General features: G+C 45.3%; 18 protein-coding genes. 8 read left to right on the forward strand and 10 right to left on the reverse strand.

Features of this window, described 5'->3' with window-relative positions:
- Window positions 1-169: 169 nt before the first annotated feature.
- The 3 genes from L4D79_RS03550 to L4D79_RS03560 all read right to left on the reverse strand — a co-directional run bounded on the left by L4D79_RS03550 (window position 170) and on the right by L4D79_RS03560 (window position 2188).
- Complete coding sequence (locus L4D79_RS03550; RefSeq protein WP_428647458.1) at window positions 170-1084, reverse strand: cation diffusion facilitator family transporter; 915 nt, start codon at window positions 1082-1084, stop codon at window positions 170-172.
- Between the two features lie 123 nt (window positions 1085-1207).
- Window positions 1208-1642 (reverse strand): DUF6568 family protein, encoded by a 435-nt coding sequence (locus tag L4D79_RS03555; RefSeq protein WP_428647461.1) that lies wholly within the window; start codon window positions 1640-1642, stop codon window positions 1208-1210.
- 93 nt (window positions 1643-1735) lie between these two features.
- On the reverse strand, window positions 1736-2188 hold the full coding sequence (locus tag L4D79_RS03560; protein WP_428647464.1) for a hypothetical protein: 453 nt from the start codon (window positions 2186-2188) through the stop codon (window positions 1736-1738).
- 392 nt (window positions 2189-2580) lie between these two features.
- Here L4D79_RS03560 and pdhA point away from each other — a divergent pair, with 392 nt between their 5' ends.
- The 3 genes from pdhA to L4D79_RS03575 are packed head-to-tail and all read left to right on the forward strand — an operon-like array spanning window position 2581 to window position 5790.
- Complete coding sequence (gene pdhA / locus L4D79_RS03565; protein WP_428647467.1) at window positions 2581-3669, forward strand: pyruvate dehydrogenase (acetyl-transferring) E1 component subunit alpha; 1089 nt, start codon at window positions 2581-2583, stop codon at window positions 3667-3669.
- Complete coding sequence (locus tag L4D79_RS03570) at window positions 3662-4645, forward strand: alpha-ketoacid dehydrogenase subunit beta (RefSeq protein WP_428647470.1); 984 nt, start codon at window positions 3662-3664, stop codon at window positions 4643-4645. Before pdhA ends, L4D79_RS03570 begins: the two co-directional genes overlap by 8 nt.
- Entirely contained in the window at window positions 4642-5790 is a 1149-nt protein-coding gene (locus tag L4D79_RS03575; protein ID WP_428647473.1) for a dihydrolipoamide acetyltransferase family protein, read from the forward strand. The genes L4D79_RS03570 and L4D79_RS03575 overlap by 4 nt, the downstream gene beginning before the upstream one ends.
- Before the next feature lie 84 nt (window positions 5791-5874).
- On the opposite strand, the gene L4D79_RS03580 is transcribed toward L4D79_RS03575, so the two are convergent.
- Together L4D79_RS03580 and galE are read right to left on the reverse strand one after the other, a co-directional pair.
- Entirely contained in the window at window positions 5875-7215 is a 1341-nt protein-coding gene (locus L4D79_RS03580; RefSeq protein ID WP_428647476.1) for a DEAD/DEAH box helicase, read from the reverse strand.
- Between the two features lie 367 nt (window positions 7216-7582).
- Window positions 7583-8599 (reverse strand): UDP-glucose 4-epimerase GalE, encoded by a 1017-nt coding sequence (gene galE, locus L4D79_RS03585; protein WP_428647479.1) that lies wholly within the window; start codon window positions 8597-8599, stop codon window positions 7583-7585.
- A gap of 194 nt (window positions 8600-8793) precedes the next feature.
- Here galE and L4D79_RS03590 point away from each other — a divergent pair, with 194 nt between their 5' ends.
- The 3 genes from L4D79_RS03590 (at window position 8794) to L4D79_RS03600 (ending at window position 11473) form a co-directional block, all read left to right on the forward strand.
- Window positions 8794-9726, forward strand: a complete 933-nt coding sequence (locus L4D79_RS03590; protein ID WP_428647482.1) for an alpha/beta fold hydrolase — start codon at window positions 8794-8796, stop codon at window positions 9724-9726.
- 151 nt (window positions 9727-9877) lie between these two features.
- Window positions 9878-10927, forward strand: a complete 1050-nt coding sequence (locus L4D79_RS03595; RefSeq protein ID WP_428647484.1) for a GGDEF domain-containing protein — start codon at window positions 9878-9880, stop codon at window positions 10925-10927.
- 6 nt (window positions 10928-10933) lie between these two features.
- Window positions 10934-11473 carry an NUDIX hydrolase gene (locus L4D79_RS03600; RefSeq protein WP_428651688.1) on the forward strand — a complete coding sequence of 180 codons (540 nt, stop codon included), beginning with the start codon at window positions 10934-10936 and terminating at the stop codon, window positions 11471-11473.
- A 58-nt stretch (window positions 11474-11531) separates the two neighbouring features.
- On the opposite strand, the gene L4D79_RS03605 is transcribed toward L4D79_RS03600, so the two are convergent.
- The gene (locus L4D79_RS03605) at window positions 11532-12434 is read right to left on the reverse strand and encodes a LysR family transcriptional regulator (RefSeq protein WP_428647486.1); all 903 of its coding nucleotides are present in this window, start codon (window positions 12432-12434) and stop codon (window positions 11532-11534) included.
- Between the two features lie 118 nt (window positions 12435-12552).
- Here L4D79_RS03605 and L4D79_RS03610 point away from each other — a divergent pair, with 118 nt between their 5' ends.
- Both L4D79_RS03610 and L4D79_RS03615 read left to right on the forward strand, forming a co-directional pair.
- Complete coding sequence (locus tag L4D79_RS03610; RefSeq protein ID WP_428647489.1) at window positions 12553-14571, forward strand: alkyl/aryl-sulfatase; 2019 nt, start codon at window positions 12553-12555, stop codon at window positions 14569-14571.
- A 172-nt stretch (window positions 14572-14743) separates the two neighbouring features.
- A complete protein-coding gene (locus L4D79_RS03615) occupies window positions 14744-14851 on the forward strand; it encodes a 3-ketoacyl-ACP reductase (RefSeq protein WP_107347444.1) in 108 nt (35 codons plus the stop codon).
- A gap of 53 nt (window positions 14852-14904) precedes the next feature.
- Here the strand turns inward: L4D79_RS03615 and L4D79_RS03620 are convergent, their stop codons facing one another.
- From L4D79_RS03620 to L4D79_RS03635, 4 genes are all read right to left on the reverse strand, one after another.
- The gene (locus L4D79_RS03620) at window positions 14905-15663 is read right to left on the reverse strand and encodes an SDR family oxidoreductase (protein ID WP_428647493.1); all 759 of its coding nucleotides are present in this window, start codon (window positions 15661-15663) and stop codon (window positions 14905-14907) included.
- Between the two features lie 297 nt (window positions 15664-15960).
- Window positions 15961-16866, reverse strand: a complete 906-nt coding sequence (gene mmsB, locus L4D79_RS03625; RefSeq protein WP_428647496.1) for a 3-hydroxyisobutyrate dehydrogenase — start codon at window positions 16864-16866, stop codon at window positions 15961-15963.
- Window positions 16866-18044 carry an enoyl-CoA hydratase/isomerase family protein gene (locus L4D79_RS03630; protein WP_428647499.1) on the reverse strand — a complete coding sequence of 393 codons (1179 nt, stop codon included), beginning with the start codon at window positions 18042-18044 and terminating at the stop codon, window positions 16866-16868. The genes mmsB and L4D79_RS03630 overlap by 1 nt, the downstream gene beginning before the upstream one ends.
- Window positions 18045-18085: 41 nt before the next feature.
- Window positions 18086-18868 carry an enoyl-CoA hydratase gene (locus tag L4D79_RS03635; RefSeq protein WP_428647502.1) on the reverse strand — a complete coding sequence of 261 codons (783 nt, stop codon included), beginning with the start codon at window positions 18866-18868 and terminating at the stop codon, window positions 18086-18088.
- Window positions 18869-18891: the final 23 nt, after the last annotated feature.

Consider the following 18891-nt stretch of genomic DNA (forward strand, 5'->3'; position numbering starts at 1 on the left):
AAAATAACCAGTCTATTTTTGACTAAATTTATTCCATGCCCAGATTAGATATTGTTATACCCAAGTGGTTTGGCTACATAACTATGAGGATAATTGGAATTATTAATTTATGAGAAAAAAAAAGGGCAAATAATGCCCTTTTCTAGTTAAATATTCTGCACCGCGTCTATCAGAGCCACCTCGCCTGCCCAGTAAAGCTCACAGATAACCACGTATCACCAAGCTCATCAGATAATGCTTCCCACAAAATCAACCTGATCTGGTCTTGTCGCTTAGTCGTCCAATACGTATCGTCTTTAACGAGGATGTTCACTTCAAGATCATACTGCCGACCTGTTTTGGCAAAGTGATGCGTATAATCATCAAAATGATACTGCTTAGACAATTTGGCAATAACGCGGTCTACATTTTTTTGCACATCATCCTGAGGGGCAACAAGTAATACCTCCCTTAAGTTACGGCGTAACACTGTTATTGGCAGTACCACTGCAGCAAGTGATAAGGCGGATACTAAGATAGGGTCAACATAGCGATTCCATTGTGAATACCCGTAATGATCAAGGATCATCACGACAATAAACCCGACCAGAATCGACGCACTCAAGATTCCATCGATAAGCCATTCCTGCGAGTCTACTTTAACTAATTCAGATTGCTCGGCTTTCGCAATATAGGTTTCAGTGAAATAGATAGAAAAGCAGCAAATCGTCGAAAGCACAGCATAGAAGATAGCATGCTCCAGAACAATCTCGTGGCCGCCGTTGACAATGGTTTGCACACCACTAAAAAAGGCAAAAATACATGTAAGTAAGATGAGCAAGCCATTGACGACGTTGATTAACGGTTCAATGTGCGCATAGCCAAACTGGAAATACTGATCATCAGGCTTGGCGACGAGGTAAGCGGTATACAGGCTTAAACCTGTCATTCCCATGCTGAGTAAAGAGAACATACCGTCAAGAAGAATGGCATTGGATCCAACATACAACCCATAGCCAATACCTAGCGAGGACAGTACCACGGTACCCGCTAGAGATAACTTCAGTGCTAAACGCTCCTTACTAATTTTACGGCTAGTAGCCATAAAATCCTCCTTATTCTTTTCGTTATATTGCAATGATTAAGGAAGCAAACAAACAGCTATTCGCTATGCACTGTCTGTTTGCCTGTTTATTACTATACCTTTACCACAGTTACGTATTTGTGATCAAATTGATAACAAATCTGATAACCACTTGGAAAATTCATTTTTTCGTAATGCTGTATTCAAAACGGCTTGCTGCCGTCCCTTCTTAAAGGCAATAGTGGTCGGTACACCACGCAAGCGGTATTTTGATGATAAAGCAATATTTTTACTTAAGTTAACAAATACTACGCGTAGCTTCCCTACTCGTTCTTTCGCAAGTTTAGTCACGATAGGTTTGAACGCTTTACAGGGAGCACAATTATCATTCCAAAACACGACAATCACGGGTACAGGTGAAAAAATTAATTTCTCCAGTGACTTACTATCAGCATCAATCGGTTGGCCATCTAATACTTGTTTACTACAGTGAGGGCACCTAACGGTATTTGATAGCGACTGAGGCATTAAACTTGCGCTTTGACGGCAATGGGGACACTGAACAGAAAAGGCTGCCATTTTACATTCTTCTTAGTATAAAACGGCGGATACTAGCAGAGATGATAGCCAAATACATTATACCGAACTGACTTCAAGTTGCTCAATTCAGTGCTAGGGAGACTTCTGCAGCTCCAGCCGCTCGATATCACTATAGAAATTGATGATTTTAGCTCGGCTTACACTGTACTCGAAATCTGTACCATCGCAAAAATCACTTTTACTCTGCAGCTCTGGGGTTTTAAATTGGATAAATTCGCAGGTAGCATGCTGTTCACAGGCCAGATTACGTTCTGTTTGTAACTGATCCCAGTATGTCACGAAGTGATTCAATGCATAATCAAGCTGTTCGTAATTTTCGCTACTCAATGATTCACGCAGCCCCCCCAACTCTTTCTGTCGATCTGACATAAAAGTCTTAAACGCATCATTGAGTGAGCTACCTTCGTTTACATAACACTCATCTTCGATGTATTGCGTTTTTTTCTGGGCTATATCACTGACATTGGCCTGTGACGAACAGGCTGACATCACTACCATCGCGGCCAAGCTGCTGTACCATTTCATTAATATGCCCTCGCAAAGAAGGTTACCAAAAATTCAACACACAATGACAGCATTACCATCCTGTGCTGTATGAACATCATATGCAGTGAGGATTACTTTATTTCAACATTGGTAAGTATGTGCGATAGCCTATGCATTGTGAAAATAACGCGCCTGGGTCTTAACACTAAAACATCACTCTCGAATTCGCTTTACTGACAATCCAGTCAAGTGTACCGATAAGTTTACTAATCGGCGTAATCCGAGCATCAGCGAATGTTAACAATTTGATTACACTTAGTACTATTGAACGCTGCCCAACAAACTAACGATGCTTTCTATCATTCTCTTCATAGGCACGTTCTTCAATTTGCTGTCCGCCTCTTTTGAGGCAGCACCAGAAGGAGCTAACGATGAATGTTCTGGCTATGCCGATGCATCGTTTCATCGATCATCGCGGTAAGTTGGTTAATCCGCTCCCTGAATGGGCTGATCTTACAACCCTGAAAGGCTTCTATTGCGACATGGTATTAACCCGTACATACGATAACAAAGCTGTCGCTCTTCAACGTACAGGTAAACTGGGAACTTACCCTTCTCACCTTGGGTCCGAGGCAATAGGTATTGCTATAGGACGCGCTTTAAAACAATCCGATGTCTTCATTCCCTATTACCGCGACCTCCCCGCCTTATGGGCCCGCGGTATTGGCATGGAAAAGAATCTCCAATACTGGGGCGGTGACGAACGCGGTAGTGACTTTTCTCCCGATGATAGTCATTGTCGAGATCTTCCCTTCTGCGTGCCTATTGCCACCCAGTGTACTCATGCCGTTGGTGTTGCTGCTGCACTGAAAATACAAGGCAACCATCAAGTCGCTCTCGTCACTTGCGGCGACGGTGCGACCTCGAAAGGCGACTTCCTAGAGTCCTTGAACTGCGCAGGCGTCTGGAACATACCACTGGTGTTTGTCATCAACAACAATCAATGGGCAATATCAGTCCCCCGTTCAATTCAGTGCGGCGCTGAACTGCTTTCTGACAAGGCTAAAGGGGCTGGTATTGATGGCATAACTGTTGATGGTAACGATGTCGTCGCTATGTTTGATATTGTCTCACAGTCATTAGAACACGCCCGCAAAGGCAAGGGAGCAACGCTAATAGAAGCCGTGAGTTACCGACTCAGCGACCACACAACAGCCGATGATGCATCTCGATATCGCAGTGAAGATGAACTTCAGCAAGCCTGGCAATACGAACCTATAAAACGCCTTAAAGCTTTTCTTATTGAACAAGGCGCTTGGTCTGAACAAGATGATCTCGATTGGCAAACTCACTGCAAAGAGGAGATAGAAAAGATCGTTAAGAAATACCAAGAAACGACACCACAAACGCCAGAGTCAGCTTTCGATTTTCTCTATGAACAACTTCACGAGGATTTGTTGAGCCAGCGAGATCACATCATCAACAAGGCAATGCGCATGCAAGGAGGTCACCATGGCTGAAAATACCCTCCTAGACGCAGTTAACATGGCGTTGCATTACGAGATGGCCCATGACCCGAGTGTTGTTGTTTTAGGTGAAGACGTTGGTGATAACGGCGGTGTGTTCCGAGCAACGGTCGGGCTCAAAGAGAAATATGGCTGTAAGCGAGTTATTGATTCCCCATTGGCTGAAGCACTTATCGGTGGGATCACTGTGGGCATGGCTACGCAAGGGTTACGCCCGGTGGCAGAGTTTCAGTTTCAGGGATTCGTTTTCCCAGCCATGGAACATCTGGTTTGCCATGCCGCAAGAATACGCAATCGTACACGCGGGCGGTTAACCTGTCCTGCCGTCTTCCGTGCTCCGTTCGGTGGCGGGATCCATGCACCAGAACATCACTCAGAAAGTGTGGAAGCCCTATTTGCCCATATACCGGGTATTAGCGTAGTGATCCCGTCTTCACCGCAACGTGCCTATGGCTTACTCCTGGCAGCTATCAGAAGTAATGACCCAATCATGTTTTTTGAACCAAAACGCATCTACCGTACGGTGAAATCGACGGTTGTCGATAATGGTGAAGCCCTCCCCCTCAATACTTGCTTTACCCTAAGAAAGGGACGCGATCTCACCTTGGTCACATGGGGTGCATGCGTTGTTGAGTCACTGCAAGCAGCTCAGAAACTGTCTGAAATGGGTATCGAAGCTGAAGTCATCGACTTAGCAACCATCAAGCCTATCGATATGGCGTCTATCATCAAGTCTCTTGAAAAAACGGGGCGGCTACTTGTTGTGCATGAAGCATGCAAGACATGCGGTGTGGGAGCGGAAATCATAGCTCGAGTGTCTGAGCATGCCATGTGCTTGCTAAAAGCCCCACCTAAACGAGTAACGGGGACAGATACCATCATGCCTTATTACCGCAATGAAGATTATTTCATGATTCAAGAAGATGACATAACTGATGCAGCGAAAACGCTGGTAGAGGGGTGGAAATGAAAACATTTAACTTGCCCGACTTAGGCGAAGGATTAGCTGAATCAGAAATTGTCCAATGGCATGTCAATATTGGGGACTACGTAGAAGTTGACCAAGTTGTTTTAACGGTGGAAACAGCAAAAGCAACAGTAGAAGTCCCTGCCCCGTATAGTGGAAAAATTATTAGTCGTCATGGCAATGCCGGAGATGTCATCGGCATTGGTAGCCTGTTACTGGAAATTGAGGAATCCAATACATCCACTACGCCAAAGGAAAAAAACGCGACACAACAAACGGATGCCGCCACCGTTGTTGGTACAGTAGCACAGGAAAGCCATGATATTAATGTCGATGAATTCTGGGTTGGAAGCTCTCAACAAGAGAATGCTGACCAGCCACTGAGTGCCATGCCATCAGCGCGTCTACTTGCTCAAAAGCTGGGAGTAGATCTGAGTGCAATTACAGGCAGCGGCCCAGACGGCGTCATCCTAGATCGTGATGTCTACAATGCCTGCGACAAACAATTACCAGGCACCGAAGTACTGAAAGGCGCTCGCCGAAGTATGGTTAGTGCTATGTCAGAATCCCACCATAGCATTGCTGCGGTTACAATAACGGAGGAAGCAAGCCTCGCAGCATGGTTACCTGAACAAGATATCACCTGCCGGCTTGTACAAGCCATCGTCGAAGCCTGCCAACAGGAGCCGGCACTCAATGCTTGGTTCGATGCGGAAACCATGACTCGCTGCCTACACCACACTGTGAATATTGGTATTGCTGTTGATAGCAAACACGGCCTATACGTGCCTGTTTTACGTCATGCTGATGAATTCAGCACTAAAGGGATCAGACAATGGGTAGATAAAACGGTTGCCGGTATCCGTGAGCGGAAAATTGGTCGAGAACAACTCCAACATGCGACGATCACTTTATCCAATTTCGGTGCTATTGCCGGTATATTTGCGACCCCCGTTGTGACCCCCCCACAGGTTGCCATTGTCGGTGCGGGACGCATCATTGAAAAGGTTGTTCTTGAGCAAGGAGAGGTGAAATCAATTAAAACCCTTCCGCTCTCGATGACATTCGATCACCGAGCATGCACCGGTGGTGAAGCCGCCAGGTTCATGAAAGTGCTGGTGAGCCATCTTCAACGGCCTGAACTGTAAATAGGTTCAACTTTTAGAAAAAAGGCAGATAAAAAAATGCCAGTCGATAGACTGGCATTTTTCATTGATATTCAAAACACATTGTTAGTCTTCAGAAGAAGGGCTTACAGGCTTTTTCTTCTTAGGGATAAAGACACTGTCACCAACAGCCACGTTGTCGTAGAAACGCTTATCAACCTTCTTCTTGGCCTTAGGCTTAGCTTGCTGCTTCTTCTCTGCAGGCTTATTAGACGTTGGCTTCTTCTTAACAAATTTTTTCTTCGGTGCCGGCTTCAAGCCTTTGAACTTACCTTCAAGACCTTCATAAGTCGTAAAGCTGATTGTCTGTTGAAGGAAGGCTTCTACATTTTTGAAGCTCTTCCAGTCTTTAGGTCCAACAAGGGAAATCGCATCGCCTTTGTTACCTGCACGGCCAGTACGACCAATACGATGAACGTATTCTTCTGCATGCTTTGGCATATCGAAGTTAATCACATGAGAGACTTTTTCGATATCCAAACCACGTGATGCGACATCGGTGGTAACAAGGATCTTGTGACAGTCACGTTCGAACTGGCTCATGATCGCATTACGTTGGGTCTGGTTCATATCACCACTCAACGCAACCGCTTTTAATTTACGCTCGTTCAACTCTTTCGTTAGACGGTCGGTGTCAGCACGGGTTGCCGTGAAGATAATCAGCTGGTTATAGTTTTCAGTTTCCAGAACCTTATCTAGCAACGCTTGCTTGTGATCTAGGTGATCACAAAGGAAGAAACGCTGAGTAATATCAGTGTGCTCTTCTGCTGAGTGGCCGATCGAGAGACGTTTTGGTGCATTCAGCATATCGCTGGCAACGCTAACAACATCTGTGTGGTCAAGCGTTGCTGAAAACATCATTGTCTGGCGGCGACGGTGGTTGGCAGCTTCATGGATACGACGAAGTTGGTCTTCAAAACCAAGGTCAAGCATACGGTCAGCTTCATCCAGGATCAGCATTTCCAAACCATCAAGGTGAGTGCTGCGATGTTCAAGGTGGTCTGCCAAACGGCCTGGTGTTGCAATCACAAACATTGGGTCTTTGCGTAGCTCTTTCACTTGGTCGTTGAAGTTCTCACCACCAACAATCAAGGCGCCATCGTATGGCGTACCTGCATTAAGAGTACGTAACTGCGCAAACACTTGTTTTGCTAATTCACGAGTAGGGGTTAATACCAAAACACGTGGGTCACGGCGAGTAAATGGCTTACTACGATACATGCGCTGCATAGCTGGCAACAAAAAGGCCAGTGTTTTACCAGAACCTGTTTTTGACGAGGCCAAGATGTCTTTGCCTAGAATGCCAACAGGAATTGCTGCTTTTTGAATTTCAGTTGGTTTATCGAACGCCAAGTGATTGAGTCTTTTAAGTAGGCGCTGGTCTAATCCAAGATCGTTAAATTGCAAAGTGATGCTCCGGTAATTGCCCAACTATGAGCAAGAATTATACAGTACGAGCCTATGTGACAGTAATCACACAGCTCTAAATTTGGTTAGCAGAGGATTATACCACATTTCAATTTGCTAGCACCTAGTTGAAACAGATTTATTGCCTTTTCATTAAGATACCTTCTCCATCGGCCTTTCTGCTTGCAGATACAGTAGGCACGATTACCAGCTTGGTGCTTTTTCGTATCATTAAGTCTTATCAGCTTGAAGCCTAGCGCTAAAAGTTAGCCTTGAAACTAACAATAAAAACGCTTTGAAAAAGCTCAAAACAAAGCCCGCTTACTTAGCGGGCTTATTCACACTTAAAACAAACTCACTGGCTTGATTACAAGTCTGGGTAACCTGTTGGGTTCGCAGACTGCCAACGCCATGTATCTGAAGTCATGTCATCGATCGTACGCGTCGCTTCCCAATGTAACTCAGCCTTTGCTTTGGCCGGATCAGCCCAACACTCGGCAATATCACCTGGACGACGCGGTGCAATTTTATACGCAACATCAACCCCGGCAGATTTAGCAAAAGCATTCACCATTTGTAGAACACTAAAGCCATTACCAGTGCCAAGGTTGTAGATATGCAGGCCAGCCTCTTTACCCTTGTAATTTAGCGCAGCCAAATGGCCATCTGCCAAGTCGAGCACATGGATATAATCGCGAACGCCAGTACCATCAACCGTTGGGTAGTCATCACCGAATACCGATAGGAATTCACGACGCCCCACAGCGACCTGTGAGATAAATGGCATCAAGTTATTAGGGATCCCTTGTGGATCTTCACCCATCTCGCCACTTTGATGTGAACCAACCGGATTGAAGTAGCGCAAGAGCGTAATGCTCATTTCAGGGTGGGCTTTTTGAATGTCAGTCAAACACTCTTCTACCATCAGCTTGCTGCGGCCATATGGGTTGGTCGCACTGGTTGGGAAGCCCTCTGTAATTGGCACGCTCGCCGGATCACCGTAAACCGTTGCTGATGAACTGAAAATCAGGCTGTTGACACCCGCTGCACGCATCGCTTCAACCAGTACCAATGTGCCGTGAACGTTGTTGTCGTAGTACTCAAGCGGCTTTTCTACTGACTCACCCACTGCCTTAAGGCCAGCAAAGTGAATAACCGATTCGATTTCATTTTCCGCTAACACCTTGTCAAGGAAAGCGCGATCACGAATATCGCCCTGATAAAAAGCGGGGGTAACACCCGTCAGCTTTTCAATTCTAGTCAACACTGATTTCTTACTGTTGTATAGGTTATCAACAATAATTGGTGTCATACCTGCTTCAATCATCTGAACACAAGTGTGGCTGCCAATGTAACCCATACCACCAGTGACGAGAACTCGCATGCTTATCTCCCTTTGAGTGAGGAATTACTCAAATAATCTTAGTTAATCTGGCCATAAAGTAACATAACCTACTGGAAAATAAAGTAACGATCACATTATACGTTTAAATTACGAGCAATAATCGGTTCAGTTTCAACTCAAATAAAACAGTGTATAATAGCGTTGTTCAATTTTCTGGGAGTGGAGAAATTCTCATGCGTTTTCGTATAAACCGCCAACTTACTAAATTCATTGCCTTATTCATCACTCTCTTCATGCTCAATGGCTGTGAGCTGGTACAGTGGAAAGAAAAACATGACCACGACCAACTTTATGCCCAAGGCTATCAAGAGCATATTCTCAGCCTAAAAGAAGGTGGTCAATTAAAGTACTGGGTCGGGGGTACAGGTAAGCCATTATTGTTAATCCATGGGTTTGGTGGAACGGCAGTCGCTACCTGGAAAGACGAAATGCTCGAGCTTAGCAAGCATTATCGTGTCATCGCCCCTGATCTCGCTTGGTTCGGTGAATCATACAGCATGGGCACACCGAATCTAACAACGCAAACCGAGACCATGTGGCAATTGCTTGACGCCCTTGAGATCGATAAAGTCAACGTTGCCGGTATCTCCTATGGCGGCTTCATTACCTACAACATGATGATGCAGCCTGAAAGAGTTGAGAAAGGTGTAATTATTGCCAGCCCGGGCCCACTCTTCAGCGACGACGATCTCAATGAATTATGCCTTCGTGCCGGCGTTGAAACACCCGAACAACTTTTCGTGCCGACCAATAGCGACGAAGTTAGACGCCTGTTCGACAATGTTTTCTATGAACCCAAAAGCATGCCTGATTTTGTTGCACAACAGATCTACAGCGGCTATTTTTCACCTTTTAAAAAAGAAAAAGAACATTTAATACAATCCCTTATGGACGACAGGGAGCATATTTCGCAGGCAAACACAGGCTCTTTCCCACCAACAATGCTAATTTGGGGTGACAGCGATCAGATCTTCCCACTGAAAAATGGCATTGCACTAAGCCAACACCTGAACTCCGCCATCGTCGTGTTACCAAAAACAGCACATGGCGTGACTAACGAGCAACCAGACACTGTAACTAAGCTATTGAAAGTATTTATAAGTTAAACTTTCAATTAGCACTTATCACAGATCAATGAATTACATTTTTTTCGCAAGAAAATTAGACATGGTTCTCACCTTGAATTAAGCTATCCCAATCAATGCGCACGATTGCGTATTGATTGGATTTTTGCTTTCCTAGGGATAACCTTTTACCATGAATATGGTTTTTAAGAGCCACCAGCTACAATCTGACAATCACGCCTATATTGAACTTAGCAGGGAAACGCTAAAAAGGCAGTTGTCCATTCTCTTTCCCGTTTCCGGCATCATTTTTCTCATCATTGCCTTTTCTTATTTCGTTGCAACAAATTCTCTTTGGCTGACTAGCCAGGCTTTGTTAGGTGCACTACTTTGTCAGTTTTTGGCGTCGGTCAATAAACGCACGGCAAACCCTCGTATCCTCATCTGGATTTTTATTGTGTATACAACCACAAATTGTATTCACGGGTTCTACACCGACGGGCCAAATTTATTAAATAACACCATTGCCCTCACCATTCCACTACTGTGCTTTTTTACCCTAAGGCATCAATATGCATACTGGTATAGCCTGCTGTTTGGGCTGTATTATGTGGCGATGAGTGCCGATGAATATATTCAAAAGCATCTTCAAATCAACGAAGCCCTGCAGAATATAAGCGCCTATGCCATGGTCCTGGTAATGGCCTATTTATTGGCCCAGCACCGCAATGAAGCTATCAACCGCGTAAAAGTCACTGCCAAGAAAGATTTCCTGACCGGTCTACTTAATCGTAAGGGTCTAGAAGAGCAATACCTCCACCAAGCTTACCGGTGCAACCGTTACTTGAAGGATTTTTCGTTGGTTCTCATTGATATTGACAACCTAAAAGACATCAATGACAGATACGGGTTAGAAATTGGTGATCAGGTACTCATCATGGTCTCTCAATACCTGAACCATCAACTGCGAGCCAACGACAGTTTGGCCCGCATGGGAAGTGGCGAATTTTGTTTGCTGCTACCCGGCACATCGCAAGCAGACGCTGAGCTCACCGCCTTGAAAATTATACAAGACATCAAAAAATGGCAGCTAGAATTGGAAAGCGGTAAGCACCTTTCAGTCACTGTTAGCATCGGCCTAACATTGGTAGAATTCCAGAACTTCAGCCTTGATTACATCAAAGCAGACAGTGCCTTACTTCGTGCGAAGAACTGGGGCAAAGATCAAATTGCGATTGGATAAAAAATGATGACGACAAAAACCCTTTGCCAATGGAAATGTTTCTCCGTTGAGCAGTCGCAGCACACCCTTCCAGATGGAAGAGAAATAGACTTCACCACTGTCAAACACCCTGGGGCGGTCATTATTATCCCAGTCGACGAAGCGGGTAACTTGGTGATGATTAACCAATACCGACCAGCTATCAAAGATTGGATATTGGAGTTTCCAGCGGGAACGTTAGAGAGCAATGAGGATATTCTTGGCTGTGCGCAACGCGAATTAGCAGAAGAAACCCAACTGGGTGCACGCCACTGGCATAATTTGGGCGAACTGTTTCCAGTCCCCGGGTTCTGTGACGAAGTACAGTATTTGTTCTTAGCCACGCACCTTAAGCCTTACCCTGCCCAATGCGACGAAGATGAGGTCATTGAAGTTATAAAACTGACTCCCGCTGATTTCCTAAGCAAAGTGGCGCAGAACGAAATCAAAGATGCTAAAACATTAGCGGCATTTCTCAAGTTGCAGGCTATGGGCCATCTACCATCAACAAATTTCGCCCACACTTAAGATACAGCGCGACAGGCAATGCCTCGCTAGTGCGGTTAAATTAATGTCCAGAAACCATTCATTCAGCGCCCGTAAAATATGATTTTAGCTTTTGACGCAACCATCGATTAGAAGGACTTTGCTTCATTCTGTTATGAGTCATTATACGATAGCGAATAGGAATATTCGTAAAGGGGGCGTCGAATATTTCAATATCCAGCTTTTCGGCAAACATTCTGGCTAAGCTTCTGGACATCACAGCGACACAGTCGCTGTTTGAAATCATGGACATCTGAGAAAGCAAAGAGTCACACTCCGCAGCAATGTGCCGTTCGCCTATGCTCTCTTCGGTAAAGTAGTCAGCAAGATAAGCATCCTCTCTGCGTAGCTTCAGCGTAATGTGCTTCTCTTGATAGAATTGTTCCAATGATATTGAATTAACAATTCTTGGGTGATGCTTGCGCACAATTATGCAGAGCTCATCCTCAAAAAGGTACTCAAACAAAAACGACGGAGCGGAATAGTTAGCGAAATCAATGGCCAGATCCACTCTTTGCTGATTAAGGCTATGTATGAGCTTTTCCTCGCTGGAAAGCGTCGGATGAAGCTCTATTTTGACATTACCCAGTGATTTATCCGCTTCAATTTTAGGCAGTAACATTAGCATCACCGGCTCAGAAGCATATATGACAAACCGCCGATCCTGCTCTGTCGAAAACGACTCAATTCCCTCTAGAGCATTTTGAATTTGAATGAGTGCTGGCTCAATCTGCCGCATTAACTCGTGAGCTTGGTGAGTGGGTACGATGCCACGGCCTGAACGAACAAACAGTTGTACCCCTAGTTGATGATGTAAACGCTTAAGAAGCCCACTCACTCCGGGCTGCGTCATTCCTATCTCTTCTGCTGCCAACGTTATTGAACGATGACGATAAACGGCGACAAACACCTTAAGAAGATTCAAATCCATATTGCTAAACATTAACGTCCTTAACACATAACAAATCATGATGCGTGACATACACCATCATGCATTTTTTGTTATGTGTCAACCGCGTATATTGGCCCTGTATCCAATACTGAAAACAATGAGGCTCCCTATGAAGACCCGTTTTGCACCTTCAATCCTGTCGCTCGCGATCATCGTTTCTTTCAACGCTAGTGCTGATTATGCAAGCATAGAAAGTTATCAAGGAAAGCCAGCTAGCGAACATACACTTAATGCTAACGCTGAATTATCCAAGCAGTTGCCATGGCAAGACACATCCGCGTTTGAGCGTACACAGAAGGGACTGATTGCAGAGTTCGGCAATCATGAAGCAGGCGAGCTAAAAAACCGTTTCGAATATATGTCAGAGATGAACCTAGACGAATTGCCGGATTCAGTAAATCCGTCACTCTGGCGTCAAGGAATGCTAAATTACGCGGCGGGTGGATTGTATAAAGTCACCGATGGTGTTTACCAAATTCGGGGCGCAGATCTTTCGAATATGACTATCTACCGCACCGATAACGGCTATGTGATTCATGACCCTCTGCTGTCCAAAGAAGCGGCGGCGGCCTCTTGGGAATTTGCAAAAATGCACCTACCCGCTGTTAATGGCGACCACAAGATCACGGGAATGATTTACTCGCATATGCATGCAGACCACTTCGGGGGATCACGAGCAATTGTTGAGTCGGGTGACTTCGCTGAGGATGCTCAAATTTACGCACCCAAAGATTTTATCAAAGAACTTGCTGACGAGAACGTGATTGCCGGCACGGCTATGAGCCGTCGTGCAAACTATCAGTATGGCACCACACTTGATAACAACACCAAGGGGATTGTTGATAATGCGTTAGGTTTAGGTACCTCTCGCGGCCAAGTGACGCTGGTTGCGCCAACCCATGAAATTCAAGACCGTGAAAAGCGCATTACTATTGATGGCTTGGACTTCCTAGCGATTAATATGCCGGGCGCTGAAGCACCAGCTGAAATTGTACTCTATGTACCGGAGTATCGCTCTTTGAATACCGCAGAGCTGACTTACGATGGTATGCACAACATTTATACTTTCCGAGGTGCAAAAGTACGTGACTCATTAATCTGGACAAAATACCTTACTGAACTCAAGCTACGTTTTGTCGACAGTGGATTAGTCGACAATATTCATGCAGCGCACTCAGCACCTGTATGGAATGATCCAACTACGGATATAAATGAAATTTCAGAGTATATGACACTGCAAAGGGACAATTATGGCTTTATCCATAATCAGTCAATGCGATTAGCTAATCACGGTGTGTCAATCAATGATGTTGGCCGTGAAATTGAGAAGCTTGTTCCCCAATCACAGCTTGATTCATGGCATACAAACGGTTACCACGGCTCTTATAGCCACAATGCACGTGCAGTAGTGAATTTGTATTTAGGTTATCACGACTTAAACCCGGTCAATACAAATCCACTACAAACTAAAGATAAATCATGTGTGTATGTAGAAGCCGCCGGTGAAGAGGCGTTGTATAAAGCGGGGATGGTCCATTTCGAGAAAGGTGAATACCAGCATGCATCGCAACTGTTTAACGACCTGGTGCAATGTGATCCGAATAACATCGATTACCGTTTCGCACTTGCAGATAGCTTCGAGCAGCAAGGTTATCAGTCTGAAACAATGGCATGGCGTAATTCCTATCTTCAAGGTGCTGTAGAACTGCGTACTGGTGACATCCAGCCTTCAATCAAGCTCGCATCACCGGATGTTATTGCCAATACTCCAACAGGTATGTTCCTAGACTTTGTCGCGGTAAAACTGAATGCAGAAAAAGTCGAACAAGCAGGGTTAAACTTTAACTTTGGTGTTGTGCACCCTGATTTGAATGAAAAATACTATGGTGAAGTATCAAACTCAAATATGGCCAATATTGAGGTACAGGAGCTACCGAATACGGACGTGACACTTACCATCACCAAAGCAGACTTAACTCAGATTGTACTGGGCAAGTCAACGCTTGAGGCGTTAGTCAAATCGGGCGTAGCAAAAGTGGAAGGTAACGGACAGTTGCTACAACAGCTAGCGGGTACTCTGGATGATTTTGACGGAATGTTTGAAATTCTGCCAATGCCGACAAAGTAATCCCTAATAAACAAAATGCCCCGCGATAAAGCGGGGCCTATTTTTTAAATTTAGGGTCGTATTACTCACCGTCACCAATTGCAATGAAACATTAAGAAACAAGCCCCCTATCGCATTTTACTGCTAACTGTGGCATCTTGCTGCCAAACTCATTCAAGTGACGATATCAGCTATGGATAAACTCTTTTCTTTTCTCAATAAGTTCGCCTCTATCGTTGCAATGCTTATGTTTGTTGCAGGCGGTGGTATGGCGTTATTTGTGTTCTTTTACGGTAACTAAGTCACCATGCCCCCAAGCGTGTGTAATACGAGCATATGCAAGATAGCTATGTGTTACATACGCATACCGCCATCAACCTCAAGTACACGCCCAGTAAAGTAATCGTTCTCGAAGATATACTTTACAGCATGGGCTATCTCGCTAGCGTCTCCTATTCTGCCAACAGGGATCATTGATTTGAGCCTTTCAATCGCCTCAGGTTTAAGCTGTTTCGCCATTGCTGTTTCTACCACGCCAGGTGCAATCGCAGCCGCCCTGATCCCATAACGGGCAAGCTCTTTGGCCCAACAAACAGCCATGGTTGCGACTGCGGCTTTGGATGCTGCGTAATTAGTCTGGCCGATGTTACCTGCTCGGGCCACACTGGAAATATTGATAATCGCGCCATGATTTCCGGCTAAAACCATATTTGCAGCTGCTTCTCTGCCGCACAAAAACGTACCGGTGACGTTTACGTCCATCACTGTTGAAAATTGTTCCAGCGTCATTTTTTCTACAGTGTCATCTTTCGCCTTAACCAACAGCCCATCCCTAAGTACACCCGCATTGTTGATTAAACCGTTAAGCTGTCCGAAGTCTTCCATTATGTTTTCAAATACCGCCACAACCTGTTGCTCATGCGTCACATCAGCCAGATAGGTTAACGCCTTTACACTCAGCATTTGGCACTGCCGTTTGGTTTCATGCAGCCCTTCTTCATTCAAATCAATCAATGCCAGCTCTGCACCAGCCTGAGCAAGACTAATCGCCATCATTTGCCCAAGTCCCTGCCCTGCCCCTGTAATAGCAATCACACTTTGTTTTAAATCCATGATCCCCCCTACAATAATGTGAATAGACCGTCGTTATACCCAAGTTACCTCAAGGTGTGGATTCAGAGGGTTGTCAGCGCATTCAATACAAGGCGAAGGTTTGCAGGAATGGCATTCCCTTTCAAAAAGCTTCAACGAAGGAGTGAATGGGCTGACACCCTCCCGAAGGGCGAGTTTTCTAAGCTTCTATACTGCATTATTGTTTTTGATTTAGAGCCACAAGAGCTTCAAAACAATGCCTTGTCTAAAAGCTTATAAAATCTCGCTGAACCTGCATCTTGAAGTAGCTTGGGTGTATTACTTAGATTGCTTGCGGTAAAACTCAAACAAACTAGAGAAATCCCGAAGTTCATTCCCTTCAGCGTTATGGAAAGCATATAAGTTACGCGCCAGCGTACCCATCGGGATCGGTGACTGGCTATTCGTTGCTGCTTCCAATCCAAGCCCTAAATCTTTCAACATCAGTTTTGCCATAAAGCCCGGTTGATACTGGTTTGATGCCGGTGCTTTTTCCATAATGCCCGGACATGGGTTGTATAACTCCAGCGCCCAGTTACGTCCTGAACTTTGCAGCATGATTTCTGACAGCACTTTAGGATCCAAACCGTTGTCTATGCCCAAGCTCAGCGCCTCACAAGTGCCCGACATTAAAACGCCCAGCATGAGGTTGTTACAGATCTTCGCCATTTGCCCATCACCGGCTTTACCCGCATGGAAGATATTCTTACCCACATGCTGCAACACCGCTTGAGCTTGTTTAAAGCCCGTATCAGTGCCCCCAACAATAAATGTCAGCGTACCTGCTTGTGCACCGGCCACACCACCAGAAACAGGCGCATCAACAAATTCGAAACCTTGAGCGTGTGCTTCATGCGCGACCAGCTTTGCGGAAGCCGGATCAATGGTTGATGAATCAATAAGGAAAGTGCCAGCGTCAATCATTTTAAACAGCCCAACACCGCCTTGATGGTCACCAAGATAGACTGCCCTAACATGCTCCCCTGCAGGCAACATCGTCATCACCGTCTCAGCACCTTTTACGCATTCATCCATCGAATTAGCAACGGTTGCACCATCAGACTTCAGGGCGTTAGCCGCCGCGGTATTGATATCATAAACAGAGACATCGCAACCCGCTTTGAGCAAATTAAGTACCATCGGATGGCCCATGTTACCGAGACCAATAAAAGCAATTTTCATCACTAATCTCCTTCATGTAAGTCGTTGAGCCCCAATGCTTGCAATGGATGTTCATAATCTGCCCAAAGCGGGGTAAATAACGTGTCAATTACGACTTGATCAACACTAGCAATGTCAGCAAATAGCCACTTAGGCTGGGCGGTTTTCTCTATCAGCCGTGCTTTTACCCCTTCATAGAACTCGCCAAGCTCACCACAGCGAACTGACAAAGTAAGTTCTAAACGGAAACAATCGGCTAACGATTCATAATGAAACTGGGTTAGCTGGCGGTAGCAAATATGGGCGGTTACTGGGCTCCCTTCCCTTAATGTTTGCTTTGCCCTACGCAGCCATTTACCTTCACTTTCGTCTACAGGTTCGGCCATAGCTTGAATTTGCTCATAAATCTCTTGTAACGAGCCATATTGACAAGCCGTTTGGATCGCTTGCAGGTGGGGCAGCAATACATTTTGTGGGTGGCTATATTTCGCATCATTTCCCAAGCTATCCAGTAACTCTGTTACCCCCTGATGCGGCTCGACATCATCCCACTTAGCTTGCTGAAGCTTTTCAAACAAATCTTCTTTTTGCTGGGGAAGCAAAATATGATCAGTCATTGATAGTGCTAGGGCATCGGTTGCATTGACCGTCGCTCCGGTTAAGCCGAGAAAAAGGCCGACACCTTGCGGTAAATGGTTTAGGAACCATGTGCCACCCACATCAGGGTATAAACCAATACTGATTTCTGGCATGGCCAACTTTGATGTTGCTGTTGTTATGCGGTGGCTGGCACCGATATACAGCCCTATACCACCGCCCATCACGATTCCCTGCCCCCACACAATTACGGGCTTGGAGTAGGTATGGATGAGGTGATCAGTTGTATATTCAACGGTAAAGTAATCGGTCAAATACCCAATCGCCTGACAGGTGCTGTTTTGGGACTGAGCAGACTTTGTCTCATGCATAACCTGATACATCGCCCTTACGTCTCCTCCAGCGCAGAAAGCTTTCTCCCCAACGCCGTGGATCACCACTCCGACAATATGATCATCATCTTGCCAATGCTTCAGGGCTTCATAGAGCACCACCAGCATTTCATAGGTCAATGCATTTAAAGAGCTTGGATTGTTTAACTCGGCAATACCAAATTTCAATCCGCCGCTACATTCAAGTTCACTGATATTGACCAGTCCTGACATACCTTCCCCCGAAATTATCACTAAAATAAGCTTCAAGCTTCTTAACGATTCTTCCACTCAGGTCGACGCTTTTCTAAAAACGCCTTAACCCCTTCGGTTTGATCTTCGGTATCAAACAACTTCATAAATAACTCGCGCTCCTTGAGCAGACCGTGATTCAAAGGAGAATGACGGCAGTTTTGGATCAAGGCTTTACACGACGCTACTGATGAAGGCGATTGATTAGCCACATCTTTTGCCATTTGTTTTGCACTTTCCAACGCTTGACCTGAAGCGACAACGTGTTCGACCAAACCAATATCCAACGCTTGTGACGCCGTCACTCTTTCGCCACAGAGTATAATTCGTTTTGCCCATCCTTCCCCTACCAGCCAAGTCAGATTTTGAGTACCTCCTGCGCAAGGTAACAAACCCACTTTCGCCTCGGGTAAAGCCAAACTCGCATGCGCTTCCGCAATACGAATATCACATGCCAGCGCCACCTCTAAACCACCACCCATTGCATACCCGTTAATGGCAGCAATCGAAACACCTCTAAATTGACTGAGCGTCTCAAAGGCTTCACCAAATGCCTGTGCCATGCCAAGAGCGACCGATTTATCACCATCGGCAAACAGGTTCAAATCTGCACCTGCTGAAAAAAACTTTTCGCCTTGGCCGACTATTACCAGTGCATAGACATTCTTATCTTCATTGAGCTTGAGTACGGTATCGCGCAGAAGTGTTAAGCTGTTTTCAGTCCACGTATTGGCCGGGGGGTTATTCATGGTCAACACGGCAGTGTGACCATCCAAAGCAACTTCAATGGCATTTATTTGTGACATGAGGTTCCCCTCTCTTGAATGAT

The organism is Photobacterium satsumensis (assembly GCF_050336935.1).
In the GTDB taxonomy this organism is placed as follows: domain Bacteria; phylum Pseudomonadota; class Gammaproteobacteria; order Enterobacterales; family Vibrionaceae; genus Photobacterium; species Photobacterium satsumensis.

What these genes read in the sequence shown, in the direction of transcription:
- galE (WP_428647479.1), bottom strand. Translation starts at nt 8,599, where the DNA reads ATGCGAGTTCTCGTCACTGGTGGTATGGGTTACATTGGCAGCCACACT.
- L4D79_RS03630 (WP_428647499.1), bottom strand. Translation starts at nt 18,044, where the DNA reads ATGTCAGGACTGGTCAATATCAGTGAACTTGAATGTAGCGGCGGATTG.
- L4D79_RS03610 (WP_428647489.1), top strand. Translation starts at nt 12,553, where the DNA reads ATGAAGACCCGTTTTGCACCTTCAATCCTGTCGCTCGCGATCATCGTT.
- L4D79_RS03560 (WP_428647464.1), bottom strand. Translation starts at nt 2,188, where the DNA reads ATGAAATGGTACAGCAGCTTGGCCGCGATGGTAGTGATGTCAGCCTGT.
- pdhA (WP_428647467.1), top strand. Translation starts at nt 2,581, where the DNA reads ATGAATGTTCTGGCTATGCCGATGCATCGTTTCATCGATCATCGCGGT.
- L4D79_RS03635 (WP_428647502.1), bottom strand. Translation starts at nt 18,868, where the DNA reads ATGTCACAAATAAATGCCATTGAAGTTGCTTTGGATGGTCACACTGCC.
- L4D79_RS03555 (WP_428647461.1), bottom strand. Translation starts at nt 1,642, where the DNA reads ATGGCAGCCTTTTCTGTTCAGTGTCCCCATTGCCGTCAAAGCGCAAGT.
- L4D79_RS03570 (WP_428647470.1), top strand. Translation starts at nt 3,662, where the DNA reads ATGGCTGAAAATACCCTCCTAGACGCAGTTAACATGGCGTTGCATTAC.
- L4D79_RS03590 (WP_428647482.1), top strand. Translation starts at nt 8,794, where the DNA reads ATGCGTTTTCGTATAAACCGCCAACTTACTAAATTCATTGCCTTATTC.
- L4D79_RS03600 (WP_428651688.1), top strand. Translation starts at nt 10,934, where the DNA reads ATGACGACAAAAACCCTTTGCCAATGGAAATGTTTCTCCGTTGAGCAG.
- L4D79_RS03550 (WP_428647458.1), bottom strand. Translation starts at nt 1,084, where the DNA reads ATGGCTACTAGCCGTAAAATTAGTAAGGAGCGTTTAGCACTGAAGTTA.
- L4D79_RS03595 (WP_428647484.1), top strand. Translation starts at nt 9,878, where the DNA reads ATGAATATGGTTTTTAAGAGCCACCAGCTACAATCTGACAATCACGCC.
- L4D79_RS03575 (WP_428647473.1), top strand. Translation starts at nt 4,642, where the DNA reads ATGAAAACATTTAACTTGCCCGACTTAGGCGAAGGATTAGCTGAATCA.
- L4D79_RS03620 (WP_428647493.1), bottom strand. Translation starts at nt 15,663, where the DNA reads ATGGATTTAAAACAAAGTGTGATTGCTATTACAGGGGCAGGGCAGGGA.
- L4D79_RS03605 (WP_428647486.1), bottom strand. Translation starts at nt 12,434, where the DNA reads ATGTTTAGCAATATGGATTTGAATCTTCTTAAGGTGTTTGTCGCCGTT.
- L4D79_RS03615 (WP_107347444.1), top strand. Translation starts at nt 14,744, where the DNA reads ATGGATAAACTCTTTTCTTTTCTCAATAAGTTCGCCTCTATCGTTGCA.